This is a genomic window from Gemmatimonadales bacterium, from assembly GCA_036265815.1.
Classification (GTDB): Bacteria; Gemmatimonadota; Gemmatimonadetes; order Gemmatimonadales; family GWC2-71-9; genus CAVVWJ01.
This window is the reverse complement of record DATAOI010000110.1, coordinates 1-15,830: the sequence shown is the minus strand read 5'-3', so window position 1 is coordinate 15,830 and position 15,830 is coordinate 1. Positions and strand designations below refer to the sequence as shown.

The 15,830-nt window shown below is 66.2% G+C and carries 9 protein-coding genes; 4 read left to right on the top strand and 5 right to left on the bottom strand.

The window, feature by feature from the left end; all coding sequences use genetic code 11:
- Positions 1-1,082: carboxypeptidase regulatory-like domain-containing protein (locus tag VHR41_20325; GenBank protein ID HEX3236550.1), on the bottom strand; the 1,082-nt coding region annotated here is incomplete at its 3' end.
- Positions 1,083-1,617: 535 nt separating this feature from the next.
- Positions 1,618-1,914, bottom strand: coding sequence for a hypothetical protein (locus tag VHR41_20320; GenBank protein ID HEX3236549.1), 297 nt, complete (start codon positions 1,912-1,914; stop codon positions 1,618-1,620).
- 493 nt (positions 1,915-2,407) lie between these two features.
- Between VHR41_20320 and VHR41_20315 the strand changes: the two genes are divergently transcribed.
- Complete coding sequence (locus VHR41_20315; GenBank protein ID HEX3236548.1) at positions 2,408-3,385, top strand: aldo/keto reductase; 978 nt, start codon at positions 2,408-2,410, stop codon at positions 3,383-3,385.
- 839 nt (positions 3,386-4,224) lie between these two features.
- On the opposite strand, the gene VHR41_20310 is transcribed toward VHR41_20315, so the two are convergent.
- Positions 4,225-4,749, bottom strand: coding sequence for a hypothetical protein (locus tag VHR41_20310; protein ID HEX3236547.1), 525 nt, complete (start codon positions 4,747-4,749; stop codon positions 4,225-4,227).
- A gap of 182 nt (positions 4,750-4,931) precedes the next feature.
- On the opposite strand from VHR41_20310, the gene VHR41_20305 reads away from it, so the two are divergent.
- The 3 genes from VHR41_20305 to VHR41_20295 are packed head-to-tail and all read left to right on the top strand — an operon-like array spanning position 4,932 to position 11,923.
- A complete protein-coding gene (locus VHR41_20305) occupies positions 4,932-5,513 on the top strand; it encodes an ECF-type sigma factor (GenBank protein HEX3236546.1) in 582 nt (193 codons plus the stop codon).
- Positions 5,514-5,541: 28 nt separating this feature from the next.
- Positions 5,542-8,790 carry a protein kinase gene (locus VHR41_20300; GenBank protein HEX3236545.1) on the top strand — a complete coding sequence of 1,083 codons (3,249 nt, stop codon included), beginning with the start codon at positions 5,542-5,544 and terminating at the stop codon, positions 8,788-8,790.
- A 4-nt stretch (positions 8,791-8,794) separates the two neighbouring features.
- Positions 8,795-11,923, top strand: coding sequence for a TonB-dependent receptor (locus VHR41_20295; protein HEX3236544.1), 3,129 nt, complete (start codon positions 8,795-8,797; stop codon positions 11,921-11,923).
- A gap of 467 nt (positions 11,924-12,390) precedes the next feature.
- Here VHR41_20295 and VHR41_20290 read toward each other — a convergent pair whose 3' ends face one another.
- Positions 12,391-14,790 (bottom strand): protein kinase, encoded by a 2,400-nt coding sequence (locus VHR41_20290; GenBank protein ID HEX3236543.1) that lies wholly within the window; start codon positions 14,788-14,790, stop codon positions 12,391-12,393.
- Between the two features lie 269 nt (positions 14,791-15,059).
- Entirely contained in the window at positions 15,060-15,623 is a 564-nt protein-coding gene (locus VHR41_20285; protein HEX3236542.1) for a DMT family transporter, read from the bottom strand.
- Positions 15,624-15,830: the final 207 nt, after the last annotated feature.

Here is a 15,830-nt window from a genome sequence, read left to right as displayed (position 1 = left end):
GGAATGCTCGTGAAGGTGCCGGCGTCGACGCCGTAGGTATTCCGCAGGATATCCCGGAACCTCACCGCGGTGGCGTAGCGGATCCCCACGCCGACCGAGTCCGCGCCGCCGGTCGAGTCGGGACTCGGTGCAGGAAAGGGTAGAGGGTTGTCCTGACGCCGGACGCCCGCGTTGATGAAGAACGCCAGGCGGTCCCGTACGATGGGCCCGCCGAGCGTGAGACCGAGCTCGGTGCGGGTGAAGTCGGCCGCGCGATGTCCCGCGGCATCGCCGCCGGTAAGGCTCTGGTTCTCGGCATACCCGTACACCGTCCCCTCGAGCCGGTTCGATCCCGATTTCGTCACCGCGTTGACCAGCCCACCAGTGAAGTTTCCGTAGCGGACGTCGAAGGGTGCGGTGAGGACTTGCAGATCCTCGATGGCTTCGAGGTTGAGCGCGGTCAGGTCGCCGAAACCACCGATCGTCCCGTTGCCGGTCTCGTTGGTATTGAACAGGTCGTTGTTCGTGGTGCCATCGACCTGCAGCCCGTTCAACCGGTCGGGTTGGCCGGCGAACGACAGCGCGAAGACCCCGAGATTGACCTGCGGCGCCAGTCGTGCGAGCTCGGTGAAGTCGCGGTGCGCCGGAAGGCGGGCGATGGTGGAGTCGGAGAGGATCTGGGAGGGGCCGGTGCGCGCTGCATTGATGAGGGGGTCTACAGTCGCGTGCGCGGTGACCTGCTCCAGCTGGTACGCGGCCGAGTGGAGTCTGAAATCGGCCGTGAACCGCTCTCCCAGCGACAGGAAAACGCCGGTGGCCTGCGCCGGCTCGAAGCCGACAGCCCGAACGTCGATCCGGTACGGCCCCCCCACTGAGACATGCTCGAGGAAGAAGCGACCATTCGCCTGGGTGACTGTCTGCCAGCGCTCGCCGTTCGAGGTGTTGGTGGCCAGCACGGTGGCGTCCGGAACCGGAACGCTGTCGGCCGCGACGATGGTACCTTGCACGGCGGCGCTGGTGACACCCTGGGCTTCGAGGGCACCTGCGTGCCAGAGCCCGATTCCCAGCCAGAGCAACGTCCGGGTTCGGCAACGGCTTCGCATGATCCCTCTCTGGAGGGCATGAGTAGGGAGTCCTAGGGATATGCAGCCGGCCACCTGACCCGTCAACCTGGGCTTGGCCGGCAGGTGATCCTTCTCCCTAGAGATCCGCTTGACCACCTAGGTCGTGTTCGGGGCGAAGCAGGGGCGCTACCGAAGGGCGGCAGCGCCGTAGTTTTGCCGTAGTTTCTCCGGGCACAAGCGGGCAAACTACGGCTGGAAAGCGGGCACCGATGCTCGGAAAGTGGCCGAATCCCAACAAGTTGTCGGAAATGTCTGCCTGGGCGGAAGGACTCTGGATCAGGAGAGTCCTGGTTCAAGCCCAGGAGGGCAATGAAGCCCGGCAACGACTTAGCTGTTGCCGTAGCTCCTGGACTAGGCTCTCGGGCATCGGGACAAGTCGCTCCCGACCCTTCTTGTCGAACTCTGCCCGCCAGCGAATCCTGGGTGGGCTAGAAGTAATGTCCGACCGCTCCCAGGCGAGGGACGGAGTGAAAGCGACAATCCTCTCGCGTCGAGTGGCGGCCATTCGGGACGCTCACCGCGCCGAAGGTTTGGACTCGCACCCGAGCACTGTCATGCCGCCTACGAGGGCGGCCATTCGGCGCGTGGCGTACCATCGCTTGGGGGACGCGGGCCGCTCGAGCGCCTGCGCAGACTCGGCAACGCTTCCGTACCGGTCCGCCGGTGCCTTCGCCAGCGCCCGGGTCACCGCAGCCTGCACCGCGGCTGATACCATCCGCACTGTGCTCAGGTGCGGCACTGGTTCGCTGAAGCGCTTGGCGATGATCGCCTGCGCGGTGGGTCCGCTGTACGGTGGCTCGCCCGCCAGCATCTCCAGGCCAGGCTGTATTGGTCGCTGCGCGATTCCAGTTTGCCGGAAGCGCTTGCTTGTTCGGGACTCATGTAGGTCGGGGTGCCGAGCGAGAGCCCCGTCTCGGTGAGACGCTCCCGACGCGCGCTTGCCGCGGCCCGCGCTATGCCGAAGTCGGCAACCATCGGCTCACCCTGGTAGAGGAGGAGGTTCTCCGGCTTGATGTCTCTGTGGATCACACCCTGGCGATGGGCGTACTTTGGCACGACCGCGGAGCCCTGGGGCCCCTACCTCCCGAAACCGCTTATGGCGGACGCCCTCCTCGATGCGGTGGGTGTGCTGGTACCGCTCCCCGAATAATGAGGGGGCTACTTATTCAGCCAGGCGGGTCAAGTTCTGAGGCAACTGCCCGGCGGTCCCTTGTCGCGTCCTACGGATTCTCCCAGTCGAAGACAATCCCGCCCGCGCGGCACGCCCTGCCGGGAACCAGCTTAGAAAACGGAGTCACACCTGCATGAAACACATCTCGATTGGCGGCCTCGACGTATCCCGGATAGGACTTGGTGCCATGTCAATGTCCGGCTACTACAACATCGGGGAGGGCAGCGAGACAGAGTCGATTCGAACCATCCACAAGGCGCTGGACCTGGGTGTCACTCACCTCGACACCGCCGAAATCTACGGCCCATACCACAACGAGGCGCTTGTCGGCCGGGCGATCAGGGGTCGCCGCGACCAGGTGGTATTGGCGACGAAGTTCGGGATCATCTCACACGGCGGCGCAGGGCAGGGCGTCCTGGACAGCAGCCCAGCGAACATCCGCGTCGCGGTCGAGGGCTCCCTGAAGCGGCTCGGCACCGACCACATCGACCTGTACTATCAGCACCGGGTGGACCCGAATACGCCCATTGAGGACAGCGTTGGGGCTCTTGCCCAGCTGGTTGCCGAGGGCAAGGTCCGACACATCGGCCTTTCCGAGGCGGGTCCCGCTACCATCCGACGCGCTCACACCGTACATCCGGTCGCTGCGTTGCAGACCGAGTACTCCCTATGGACCCGTGACCCCGAGGCCGAACTGCTGCCGCTGCTCCGCGAGCTGGGCATCGGCTTCGTGCCATACTCGCCACTCGGCCACGGCTTTCTCACCGGCGAGATTCGCTCGCCCGAGCAGCTCTCCGACGACGATTGGCGCAAGACCAACCCGCGCTTCACCGGCGAGAACTTCCAGCGCAACCTGCGCATCGTGGACGAAGTTGAGGCCGTTGCCGCCGAATTGAGTGCGACACCGGCCCAGATCGCTCTGGCCTGGCTGCTCGCGCAGGGCGACGACATCGCCCCGATTCCCGGCACCAAGCGGGTCGCCCGCGTCGAGGAGAACACGGCCGCCGACCGCATCGAGCTGAGCCCCCAGCAGGTCGAACGGCTGAACAACCTCACGCCGGCCGCTGGCGAACGCCACGAGGCAGGGAATATGGCGGTTATCGACCAATGACCAGCCGCCAAGGTGGGCCAATGTTGGCAATTCTGCTACCGTCTCTACGGACAAAAGCAGGCATTTCGGGGGAGTCAGCCGTCGGGCCAGGCTGGCTGCCGCAGCCGGTCACGAGGGCGGTCGCCACCATCCCCGCTATTGTCCATCTCAGCGAGGCATCGTTGGATTCTCCGAGTCAGGTGTGTCACTACTTCGTGGACTCACCCTTCCACTCCACCGTGTATTCGGTCGGCGAGCTGAAGTGACCCCGATAGGTGCCATCGCCGTGTATGCCCTGGTACTTCCCGGATCCGCTAACCAGGGTCCACGTACCGGCGAAGGTCGTTCTCGGCGTCTTGTCGGGCCCGACAGTGGTGCTCACCTTCCCATGCCACTGGGTCGTCGTGCTTCCGGCCTTGCTGGAGACGGTGAAGTAGCCCTGGTGGGTGACGTTCCCGCTGCCATGTAGTCGGAAGGGCCGGTAGTGACATTCGTGCCTGTGGCCTCCCCGACCATGAGTATATGACCTGGACCATCAGCGACGTCGACGGACTGGTGGTGGGTGTAAGTGAGCGCCGCGGATCCTGACACAAGGACTCGATCCTCGGACGGTGCAGCGCCGGCGGCGCCGAGGAGAAGCAGTGATAGGGGCAGTCCCGCTGCGGCTGCCTTCAGTAACAGTGTTCGCATGTTGATGCCCTCCATTTTCTGGGTGGCGATGCCCTGCTTTGGCCCATACGCCTGCTCTTTGACCACGCTCTGCGTCACTTCGCGGCGGGAGCGAGACAGTCCCCAGGCTTCGGGAAGACCACGGCGGTATCCACATTGACGTGACCCTGTCAGGCGGCGCGTTCCAAGCGTCAAAGCCCGCATTCCAGCGAGCCCACATCTCTGGTCACCTTGAACTCGCCGCTCGGGAGGGCCACGAAGTGGAAGGCGAACTGCCCTCTGAAAGACAGCCCCGGGGTCGGGCTGATGAAGTAGTACGTCTCGCCGTAGGTGAAGGTTAGGTTGGGCGCCTCAAGAGTTGGCGAGTTGAAGCTTTCGTGATTGACGTCGTGCGAACTGTACGTGGCGCCGGTGGTCAGACCAGTGCCCGTTTCAGAGACCACGACCTGAAGTTCATGGTGCAGGAAGTAGTCAGTGGTGCCGTAGAAGGTGTCCTCGGCGGACAGTGTCCCCGTCATGTGAATGTCTTCACCATTGCAAGGGCTATCGAAGAAGATCTCGTCCAGCGGCGTGTTGGATGAGAAATGTTGCGCCGTCTTGCTCGTAACAGCCTCGAGAGTGGACCCGTTCTCCGCAGTGGGACCGGACTCCGGGCTGCAGCCGGTGCCGAAGGCGCTCGCTAGGATCGCCGTTCCGATCAATGCCAGGGCTCGCATGGTCAGGATCTCCAGTAGGAGTGGGTGCGGAGCTGCTTGTACCGGAACACGCGGTCTTTTCCGGCGAGAAGCGACATTGGCCCCCTGGACAGCCGTTGCGACCCGCCTCTCCGGCCTGCATCTTCCGGTAGGGCACCGGCCTGGCTGGCGGGCTCCCCCAACCTCCTCAGGACCCCTCCGACATGGATCAGCCCGCGCCGCCCTTGGCCGGCGACACCCGGGAGGTCACCGACCTCCTCCTTCAAATGCGCGGCGGCGACCCTCAGGCCATGGATCGGCTCTTTCCCATGGTGTACGAGGATCTCCGGCGCCTCGCGCACGCCCAACTCCGGCGCGAGCGGCCAGGACACACCCTCGGCACCACGGGCCTGGTCCACGAGACGTATTTCCGACTGATCGACCAGACCCGTGCCGAATGGCGCGATCGCGGCCATTTCCTCGTGCTGGCCTCGCTGGCCATGCGACGCATTCTGGTCGACTACGCGCGCCGGAACCGGGCCGCCCGTCGTGGGGGCGGGAGCATCCGTTTCACGCTGGACGCCGACGTGCCAGCCGCGGAGCGCGGTGAGCTGCTCCTGGCGCTGGACGAGGCGCTCGAACGGCTTGCGGCCCTGGATCGGCGGCTCAGTCAAGTGGTGGAGTGCCGCTACTTCGGTGGCCTCACGGAGCAGGAGACGGCTGACGCGCTCGGAGTGACTCGCCGGACGGTCCAACGCGACTGGGCCAAGGCGCGGGGCTGGCTCTACCTCGAAATGAACCAATGAGCCACGGGTCCACGAACGGCTATCGACCATGAACGCCGCAATGCTGGCGCGGTGGGACGAGGTGGTCCGGGTTGTGGATCTGGCACTCGACCTCGATCCGACGGATCGTCCCGAGCTCTTCGAAAGGGCCTGCTCCGGCGATGCCGCACTGCGCGCCGAAGTCGAGCGCCTCCTCACCGCAACCGAACACGCCGAACACTTCCTCGAGCAGCCTGTCGCTGCAGACGTAGCGCCGCTGGTCTCGTGGGTCGCACGTCAGGAGTCTCAGGCGCTAGCGAGGGGGACTCGCTTTGGCGTCTACGAGGTCGTCGGTCTCCTGGGCCGGGGCGGGATGGCCACGGTCTACCTGGCCGAGGACCACAAGCACCATCGGACGGTGGCCGTCAAGGTCTTCGACTCGGAGGTTGGGGCCGCCATTGGCCGGGAGTGGTTTCTCCGGGAGATCGACCTCGTCGCCAAGCTGCACCATCCCCACATCCTTCCGCTACACGACTCGGGCGAAGTCGACGGCCGCCTGTACTATGTGATGCCGCATGTCGACGGCGAGTCGCTGCGCCAGCGGCTGTCTCGCGAGGGACGGCTTACGCTCGCGAGCGCGCAGCGAGTGCTCCATGAGATAGCGGGCGCGCTGGACTATGCCCATCGGCATCACGTGGTACACCGCGATATCAAGCCCGAAAACATCCTGCTTCAGGATGGGCAGGCGATCGTCGCTGACTTTGGCATTGCCCGGGCCATCGAAGCGAGCGCCGGCAATGGCTGCCGAGTCCCCGAGACGATTCCTGCGCTCGGCACGCCGGCCTACATGAGTCCCGAGCAGGCCACCCGCACAGCCGCGATCGACGGCCGCACCGACGTCTACGCGCTGGGGTGCATGCTCTTCGAAATGCTGTCCGGCGCGCCACCGTTCAACGGCCCGACGGCGCAGGCCATCCTGGAGCAGCATGCGGCAGATCCCGTGCCCTCGCTCCGTGCGGTACGAGCCGACGTCCCACTTCCGCTGGAGCAGGCAATCACGCGTGCGCTCCAGAAGGCCCCTGAAGATCGGTTCGCCACAGCGGGGGAACTTGTTCAGGCGATCGACTTTGCTGCGGCCAGCCCGCCACCGGAGCACGCCCGGAGCCGTCGCCTCAGGTGGATCGTCACGGGCCTCGCCGTGTCGGTAGGTCTGACTGCCGCCGTGACCCTGGCGAGGCATGGAAGCGCGGCGCCGTTGCGACTCGACCCGGAGCTCGTCGCGATCCTCCCCTTTCGGCTGGAGGGCTCGAGAACCAACCTGACGTGGTTACGACAGGGGGCGGCCGACTTGCTGGCGGCCAAGTTGCCGGGCGAGGGAGGCCTGCGTGCCGTCGACTCGAGGTCTGTGCAGCGTGCGTGGCAGCGGATTGCTGAAACGAGCGGACAGGCGCTCACGCCGGCGGCCGCGCGCGACGTCGCGCGCCGCGTCGGTGCGGGCCATCTCGTCGACGGAAGCATCGTGGGCACGCCAGCGCACCTCATCATGACCGCCTCATTGATGACGACAGGGACGCCCCGGGAGCTGGCCCACGCGAGCGTCGAAGGTCCCTCCGACAGCCTGCCGGCCCTGCTTGATCGCCTTGCCGTGCGGCTGCTGGCGCTCGGCGCGGGGCGGGACTCCGCCCGGATGTCGAGGTCACCGACTGCCTCTCTGCCGGCTCTCCGCGCTTTTCTGGCTGGCCGGAAGGCCTTCAGGACTGGACGCCTGGATATCGCCGCGAGCCGGTTGCAGCAGGCGACGGTGCTCGATTCGACCTTCGCGCTGGCGGCGCTTGAGCTGGTGCACGTATCAGTCTGGACTGGCGATGGTCGGGCTGCGGAACGGGCCAAGCGCCTGGCGCTGGCCGGACGCGAGCGGCTCGACCCAGCCGACCGCGCGCTACTCGACATCTGGACCGCTCCGTTCGTGACCGGCCCTGAACGGATCGATCAATGGCGGGGGGTCTCGGTGACGTATCCCGACCGGCCTGAGCCATGGTACGAACTTGGAGACGCATACTATCACCTGGGATTATCGGCGGGGCTCGCCAACCCCTTCCAGCTTGCGGCCGAATCGTTTCAGCGCGGGTGGGCGATCGACTCTGCCGCGGCTGAGGATGGGTTGGCGGCCGACCGAGCCCCGACCGTCGCCGAGGCGCTGAAACACATGGTGGAGATCGCGCAGGTGCGCCACGATTCCGCCGCGGTTCTTCGGCTGCTCGCGCCAGGTGTGGCCGCCGATTCGACCTCGAAACAAGGGTGGTATCTGCGCTGGCATCGGGCGGTGGCCCTCGGCGCCTCGGCGGAGCACTCGTTCTGGGCAGATTCGCAGTCGGTCAACCCTGAGGCGTTCGGCCAGATCTTTCAGTTCATCGAGTTCTCGGGCGTAGCGGCGCAGGACTATAAGCGCTCGATGAACCTCGACATCCAACACTGGGAAGCCGGCGGCGGTGCGGCTGGCGGCTCCTTCTTGAGGGCGATGGTGGCGCTGGATGGCGGTCGACCCCGAGAATCCGCACGGTATCTGTCGGAGATCAACGAGAATTCCGGGGTCCCCGCACCCGGGGAGGTGGGGTGGAACCACCTGGGTGAAGGAGGCGACGCCGGAACCATCTTTCTCGCGTTGCACTGGGGAGCTGATACGATGCCTGCGGCTCCGGCGGCACGCCGGCTGGCATCGGTCACCCGTGGCGGTTCCATCGCGGGCGATCCGGCACGCACTCAACTTGAAGCTCGCTGCGCCGTGGCCACGTGGTGGGCCGCGCGAGGCGATTACGCCTACGCGGTCGCGGCCGTCAGGGATTTGATCGAGGCCCGGGTCCGAGGCGTCCATGGAGCCGACTCCGTCAAGGCCGAAGGCTTCAGGAAACTCTGCGCCGCGTTGCTCGATGCCGGCCGCGCGACGGCACTGGGTCTGCCCGACGCACATCGCAAGCTCGAGGTGGCCGATGCGGCCAGTCGGCGTTTCGACCTTTTCCTGCCGGCGCTCGGCGCGAATCTCGTCGTGGCGCACCTCGCCGAGCTGCAGGGCGACTTGCCTCTCGCCCTGCGCGCGGTACGCCGACACTCCGGGGTCTACGGCTTCTGGCCCTCCTGGCACCAGTCGACGTTCCTGCGCGAGGAGGGCAGACTGGCCGCACTCTCAGCCGATACAGCCGGCGCGGTTCGAGCCTACCGGCACTATCTCGCGCTCCGGCCCGATCCGGAGCCGGAGGTGAGGCCGGAGGTCGAATTGGTGCGCGGGGAGCTCGCGAGGCTTTCGCGGGCGCCGAGGCGGTGACTCCGTGAGAGGCTTGGCCCTGGTGGGATTGGGCCTGGCAGCGTGGGTCGGAACAGCCCGAGCGCAGGCCGTCACCACGTCCGCCATCTATGGCACGGTTACCGCCGGCGACTCCGCGACCATCGAGCAGGCCACCGTCTCGATTACCAATACGGCGAACGGCGAGCGATGGTGGACCGTCACACAGAGCGGCGGGCGCTACATCGTCGAGTATCTCTCGCCCGGCGGCCCTTACATTGCCGAGGTCCGGGCAATTGGGTTCGAACCGGCGCACGTCGTCGGCATAGTCCTCTCCGTCGGAGAGCGCGAGCTGGTCGATTTCAATCTCGCCCGCCAGGTGGTCACGTTGCCGGAGCTCACGAGCTCTGCCTCCGATCGATTGGTCGGGTTCGGCGGCGCGGGACCGGCGCAGATCATCACCCACACGCTGAGCTCCCGGCTGCCGGTGCGCGGCCGGGACTTCTTCAAGCTGATCTATCTCTCGCCTCAGGCGGTGCCGAGTCCCAACGGGGGCGTCTCGATCGCTGGACAGCCGGACCGACTGAACGGACTGCAGATCGACGGGGCCACGAACAACGACCTGGCGGGATATGCAGGGGGCACCGGGGTCGAGACCCCCGGATCCCCGACTGGGATCCGGACCCTGTCCGTGGAGGCGGTTCGGGAGCTGCAAGTGGTCACCGCCCCATTCGACGTGCGGTTCGGTACCTTCGCTGCCGGGCTGGTGAACGCGGTCACGCGGTCGGGCTCGAATCGGTGGGAAGGGTCGCTGTCGGGCTACTTCGAGGGGCAGGGGCTCACCGGTACAGACGAGCTGGGCAACCGAGCGGAGGACTTCACCACCAAGGAGTTGGCGCTCACGCTGGGTGGACCGATCGTGCGTGACCGCGCGGCGTTCTTTCTCGACCTCGGTCTCCAGCGGGACGTCATACCTCAGACCGCGCGGACTATCGGCACGGACACCACCGCTGGTCGCGATTCGGCCGGCGTGGGCATTCGCTACGCGAGCGCGCTGCGGTTTCAGCAGACGCTGCGTGACGAGTACCGAGTCGAGCCGGGCACCATAGGTGCCACGCCCAATCGGGTGCCGAGCGGCAACCTGTTCGCCAAGATCACGCTGCAGCCCGCCGTCAACAACCGTATCGAGATATCTCACAACTACGGGCATGGCAACAATTTCTTCGGAGCTAACCACGAACCCTATGGCCGCTACGAGCTCTCGTCCAACAGCTTTCGACTGCGCGCGACAACCAATGCGACTCGGCTGACATGGACCTACGCAACCGGGCGGAGGGTTGCGAACGAGCTCACCCTGGCCCGGTTGGGTATCCGGGAGGCGCAGCCGGCGGTGAGCGGGTTCCCCGAGGTGGACGTCGCGGCAGACGAAGGGCACTTGGTGGCGGGGCAGCGTGGCGGAGCCACAAACTCTTTCTCGGATCAGGACATCTGGGAGGTGACGGACAACCTTTCCTGGGTCGCCAGTACCCACCAACTCACGTTCGGTACCCATGGTGAACTGGTACACGTCCATCGAAATGACTTCGACCTCCCGCTCGGTCATTGGGAATTCGACAGCCTCGACTCGCTGGAGGCCGGCCAGGCAAGCCTCTACGTGCGGACGCTGCCCGGCCCGCTCAGGCCCGAGGGGAATCTCGCCGACTATGACGTCGATCAGATCGCCGCCTATGTGCAGGACCGTTGGACGCCGAGCTCACGGCTCACCCTCACCGCCGGGCTCCGGCTGGACGTGCCATTCCTCCCGACGCCCCCAGCCCAGAACCCTGCGCTTCTCGCGGGACTCAATGTCAACACTGCCTTGACGCCGAGTGGTCACCCGCTGTGGGCGCCCCGTATCGGATTCATCTACGACCTGAATGGCCGAGGCACGGCGCTGCTCCGCGGGGGAGTGGGGCTGTTCGCGGGTCGACCCGCCTACCACTGGTTCAATTCGGTGTACACTTTCACCGGCCTCGAGCAGTTGCACCTGGAATGTGCCGGGGCAGACGTGCCTGCATTCACCCTCGATCCCGCGAAGCAGCCGACCGCGTGCGCCACGGCCTCATCCGCGAGCGTGTTCGTCAACTATTTCAATCCGCAGTTCCGGTTTCCCCGGAATCTGCGCACCGCCCTCGGCGGGGACTTCCAACTGCCATCGGGAGTGGTGGGAACCCTCGACCTGCTCTACGTCCTAGGGGTGAACGATTTCTATGTGACCGACGTCAATCTGACCCGCGTGGGAGTGGCGGCCGGAGAAGGTGGACGGGTGCTCTATGGAACCTTCGATGCAGCCACCGGACGGGCGACCCCGACCCGCCGGGATGCCGCATTCGAACGGGTGATCGAGGTGCGGAACGCCCGCGGGGATCGGTCGTTCGTGGCGACGGCGCAGCTGCGCAAACGGTTTGGTGACGGGCCCGAGGTCGCATTGGCGTACACCTATACGGACGCCAAAGACCGCCTTTCACCCGTCTCCGATCTGGCCGTGTTCAATATCAGCGCGAATCCAGTGGATGGATCAATCGAAGATCGACGCGTCGCAACCTCGTTTTACAGTGTGCCGCACAAGATCACGGCTGTGGTCGCGCTCGATCTCCCGCGCCAATTCCGTTTTGCGCTCTTCTACATGGGGTATTCCGGACCTCCGTACGCCTTTACGGTAAGAGGGGACGCCGATGCCGGGCGGTATGCATCCAATGACATTGTCTACGTTCCCCGCGATTCCACGGACATTGCCCTGGCCGATCCGAGCGAGTATGCAGGGCTCGACCGCATCATCCGCAGCACCACGTGCCTGGGCACGCAGCGGGGCAAGATCATGCGACGGAACAGCTGCCGCGATCACTGGGCGACGGTGGTGAACACGCGGGTGTCAAAGCTCTTTTCGGCTGCTCACGGGCACACGGTGGAGCTGACCGCCGACCTCTTCAATGCGCTGAATTTCCTCGACCACGACTGGGGTGTCCGACAGTTCGTCCCCCAGGCCCTCGCGGGCGGGGTGGAGTTGCTTGAGCTGGTTGGCTACGATCAGGCGCGAGGCCGAGGGATCTACAAGGTTTTGCCGGTGGATCGCAACGTGACCGACACGGAGGCGACCCGGTGGCGGCTGCAACTCGGGGCGAAGTACTCGTTCTGAAGCCGCCAGCCCGGTGTTGCGGTGACCGGCTACTTTCTCTCCTACCTTCCTCCACCCCACTCCTGAGCGATGGTTGAAGGCAGGGCCGTGGTCGCTTCAGTCAGCTAGCCCGCCGTAGTTTTGCCGTAGTCTCTCCGGGCAGGAGCGGGCAAACTACGACCGAGAAGCGGGTACCGACGCTATGAAGCCCGGCAACGACCTCGTCGTGCCGGGCGCCGTCTGTCCGCGGGGGATGTGAGTTAGGTGGCCTTCTCGGGGCTTATGTACTGCGGAGTTCCCATCGCCAAGCCAGTTTCCGTCAGCCGCTCGCCGGCAGCCACGTCCAAGGCGTGCGCGATCCCGAAATCCGCCGCGTCCAGTTGCACCTCCGCGCCCGAACTCACACTCGAGGCGGTAGCGATCGGCCAGGGCGTGCTGGAGGCGCTCGAGGAGGTCCACGTCCTGGCTCCCCGCGATGTGGGAAATTCCTACTTCGCCGGCGCTTCGGGGGTGGGTCGCGCCGCCCGGGGAGAGCTCAGGCTGTCGGGGAACCCGATTCGTCGGAGCACCCTCTGGAGCCGAGGATCCTGGCGCACCGACTCGTAGCGGGGGTCGACCGCGAAAAACACCAGTCCGCCATCGTGGGCGAGCACAGCGCGGCTCACCAGTGCGAAGGCGGAATCCGTGTCGCCCAGACCCAGCCGGACCGTGGCCATATCCAGCGGCGAGACGTAGCGTGTCTTCGATCGAATCTCGAGATCGTGTAGGAGGCGGAGCGCCTCTCGCCTTCGGCCGCTGGTGGCGTAGACGTGGCCGAGGGCGGCGACGTAGGCAGAGGTCGGCCCCCCATGCTGGATCGTCGCCTTCAGCTCCCGGATCGCCTCGTCCGATCTCCCGAGCTGCTCCTGTGCCATACCGATCCAGAACCGGGCCCGGGCATACGTGGAATCCAAGTCCAGGGCGACCTTAGCCTGGTCGATCGCCTCCTGGTACCGCCGGGCGTTGTAGTACGAACGCGCGGATGCGGCCTGGACCATGAGCGACAACGGATCCAGCTGCTGGGCCCGCTCGACCGAGGCGATCGCCTCTCCGCTCCGATTCATCGCCGTCAGGTACATGCCGCGCAGCCAGTGCGAGTAGGCGTCGGTGGAATCAAGCGCGACGGCGCGAGCATACGCACGATCCGCCTCGGCAAAATTCCACTCGCCGAACAACAGTTGATACGCCGAGGCACGGTGCGCCCTCGCTAGAGTGGAGTCCAGCGCCAGCGCCTTGCTCGCCGCCGCCCGGGCATGGGGGAAGGCAATTTCGGGAGCCAGTGCGCCGAAGTAGCCGAGACTGGCATAGCATTCCGCCAGGCCAGCATAAGCCGCGGCGAAGGTCGGATCGGCGTCGATGGCTTTCGCGTAGTGGCCGATGGCGGTCTGAAAGCTCGCTTCGGTCCCCTTGTCCTGAAAGTAGAACCCGCGCACATAGGCCTCGTACGCCGCCGGCGTGACCTGAGGCCGGCTCCCCGCGATCCTGGAGCGCTCGCGGAGGGTGAGTGACACCCGGATGCGCTCCGCCACCGCGCGGGCCACATCTGCCTGAAGCTGGAGAATGGTGGCGAGGTCTCCGTCGAAGCTCCGCGCCCAGATCGCCTGGCCAGTCTCGGTTGATCTGAGTCGAGCGGTGATGCGGACGACGCCCCCGGCTCGCTGCAGCGCGCCGGAAAGCACCGCCTGCATGTCCAGCCGCCTGGCGACCTCGATCGCGGCCGCGCCCCGGGCTTCGTCGAGTCCGATGACCCGAAGCGAGCCGATCTGGGCCAGCTCGGTCTCGACCTGGTCGGTAATCCCCCGGGCCAGGTAGACCTGGCCCGAATCGCCGGTGAGGTTCTCGAACGACTCTACGGCGAGGGACCGGATCGTGGACTCTCCGACCGAGGCCCCGGCTCCGGGCGCGGACAGACCCGCCCGGACCCCCGCGGCGATTCCCCCCGCGACAGCCACCACGGCCAACCCGGCCACGACCCGCCTCCGCCAGCTCGAAGGCTGCGCGGAGTCCGGGGGCTCCTGCAGCGCTGAGGCCAGCGCTCGCTGGAACTGATCGATCGAGACGAACCGGTCCGCCGGTACCTTGGCCAGCGCCTTGCTGATGACCCGGTCCAACGCTGTGGGAATGGTGGGCCGTACGGTTTGGAGACTTGGCACCGGCTCAATCGCGTGCCGCGCCATGACGGACTGCGCTGTCGGCCCGGTGAAGGGCGGCTGCCCGGCAAGCATCTCGAACAGCACGCAACCGAGCGCGTAGAGGTCGCTCCGGGCGTCCAGCATCTGGGAGCCGGAAGCCTGCTCCGGGCTCATATAGCTGGGGGTGCCTAGCGCCAGGCCGGTTTCGGTGAGACGCTCTGATCCCGCCTGGTCCAGCGCCCGCGCAATGCCGAAATCCGCCACTATGGCGTGCCCTGCCGAGAGCAGGATGTTCTCCGGCTTGATATCGCGGTGCAAAACCCCCGCGGCGTGAGCGTAGGCGAGGGCGTCGGCCACCTGTTTTGCGATCCCCACCGCCTCGGAGACATCGAGCTGGACCTCGCGTGCCAATCGAGCCCGGAGTGACTCGCCCTCGACCAGAGGCATCGCGTAGTACAACGTGCCGCCCGCTTCGCCGGAATCGTGGAGGCTCAGGATGTGGGGGTGTTGCAGGCGGCCGGCGATTCCGATCTCGCGGAGGAACCGATCGGCCCCAAGCGCGTTGCTGACCTCGGGCCGCAGCACCTTCAGCGCGACATGCCGGTCGTGCTTGAGATCCCGGGCGAGGTAGACCGTGGCCATGCCCCCGCGACCGAGCTCTCGCTCGATCTGGTAGCGATCGGCCAAGGCGGCCTGGAAACGCTCGAGCAGGTCCACGTCCGGGCTCCCTGCGGCTGGAGGCGCGACCCGAGTAACCCTGTGGGGACTGCTTCAATCTAGGATTGCGGGAGCGGGCGGGTAACTCCGTCCTCCGCCATGTCATGTGCCGGAACCCCGTCGATCCTGCTCCCGAGACTCATCGACAGTCCGCCCTCCGGCCACGCGGCATAGGCGAAGCCCAGCTTGGCATGATACACATCGGGGACGGAGACGGAACTCCCGAGGGAAGCTCGGGCCGAACAGCACCTCGGTCTTCTCCCGAAGACTCAGCATGTAGGATCCCCGCGAGTGCGGGAGCTTTTTCTTCTGGGCCCGAGCTTCGCTCGAGGCACTGAGGGCGACTGATGCGGCGCTTTGCCTATCGGTGCGGCGACTTGCCTCGTCGACATCCGAATGCCCCAAGCGATAAGCACGATCCCGACGAGGAGCGAGGCGGTCACCGGCTCGCCCAGGGTCAGCGTGGAAATCACCAGGCCGAGGGCGGGCGCCGACAGCAGTGCCATCGAGATCGTGCTTGCGCGGACTCTCCGACCCACCTCGACCACCGCCCAGTAGGCGAACGCCGTAGCGACCGGGCCCACGTACGCGAGCGAAGCGACGCCGGCCGTGCCGATCTCGGGCGTGGGCCCTTCGACCACCAGCGCCAGGGGGCAGAGCAACGTCGCCGCGACGAGCATCTGCCAGGGAGCAAGCGCGAGCGGCGTCGCCTGGAAGCGATGGGCGCGGACCGCGACGATGGAAACGGCCCAGGCAGCGGCCGCGCCCAGCAGCATGACATAGGCCACGGCCTGACCGCGCGCGTCCGAGCGGAGTGATGGCGCGGCGATCACGAGCACGCCTGTGAGCCCCAGACCGACGCCGAGCAGGGCACCAAGTGTGCCCGACGCTTGACAGCCGGCAGTCCCCTTCCTCTTATGTTCTCTTTGTAGACTCATCATCACCCACCACGCCACACGTCCGCCGCGGACACGCCTCGCCATGGACACTGCCACAATCCTTCATGCGGACCTGGACGCGTTCTACGCCTCGGTCGAACA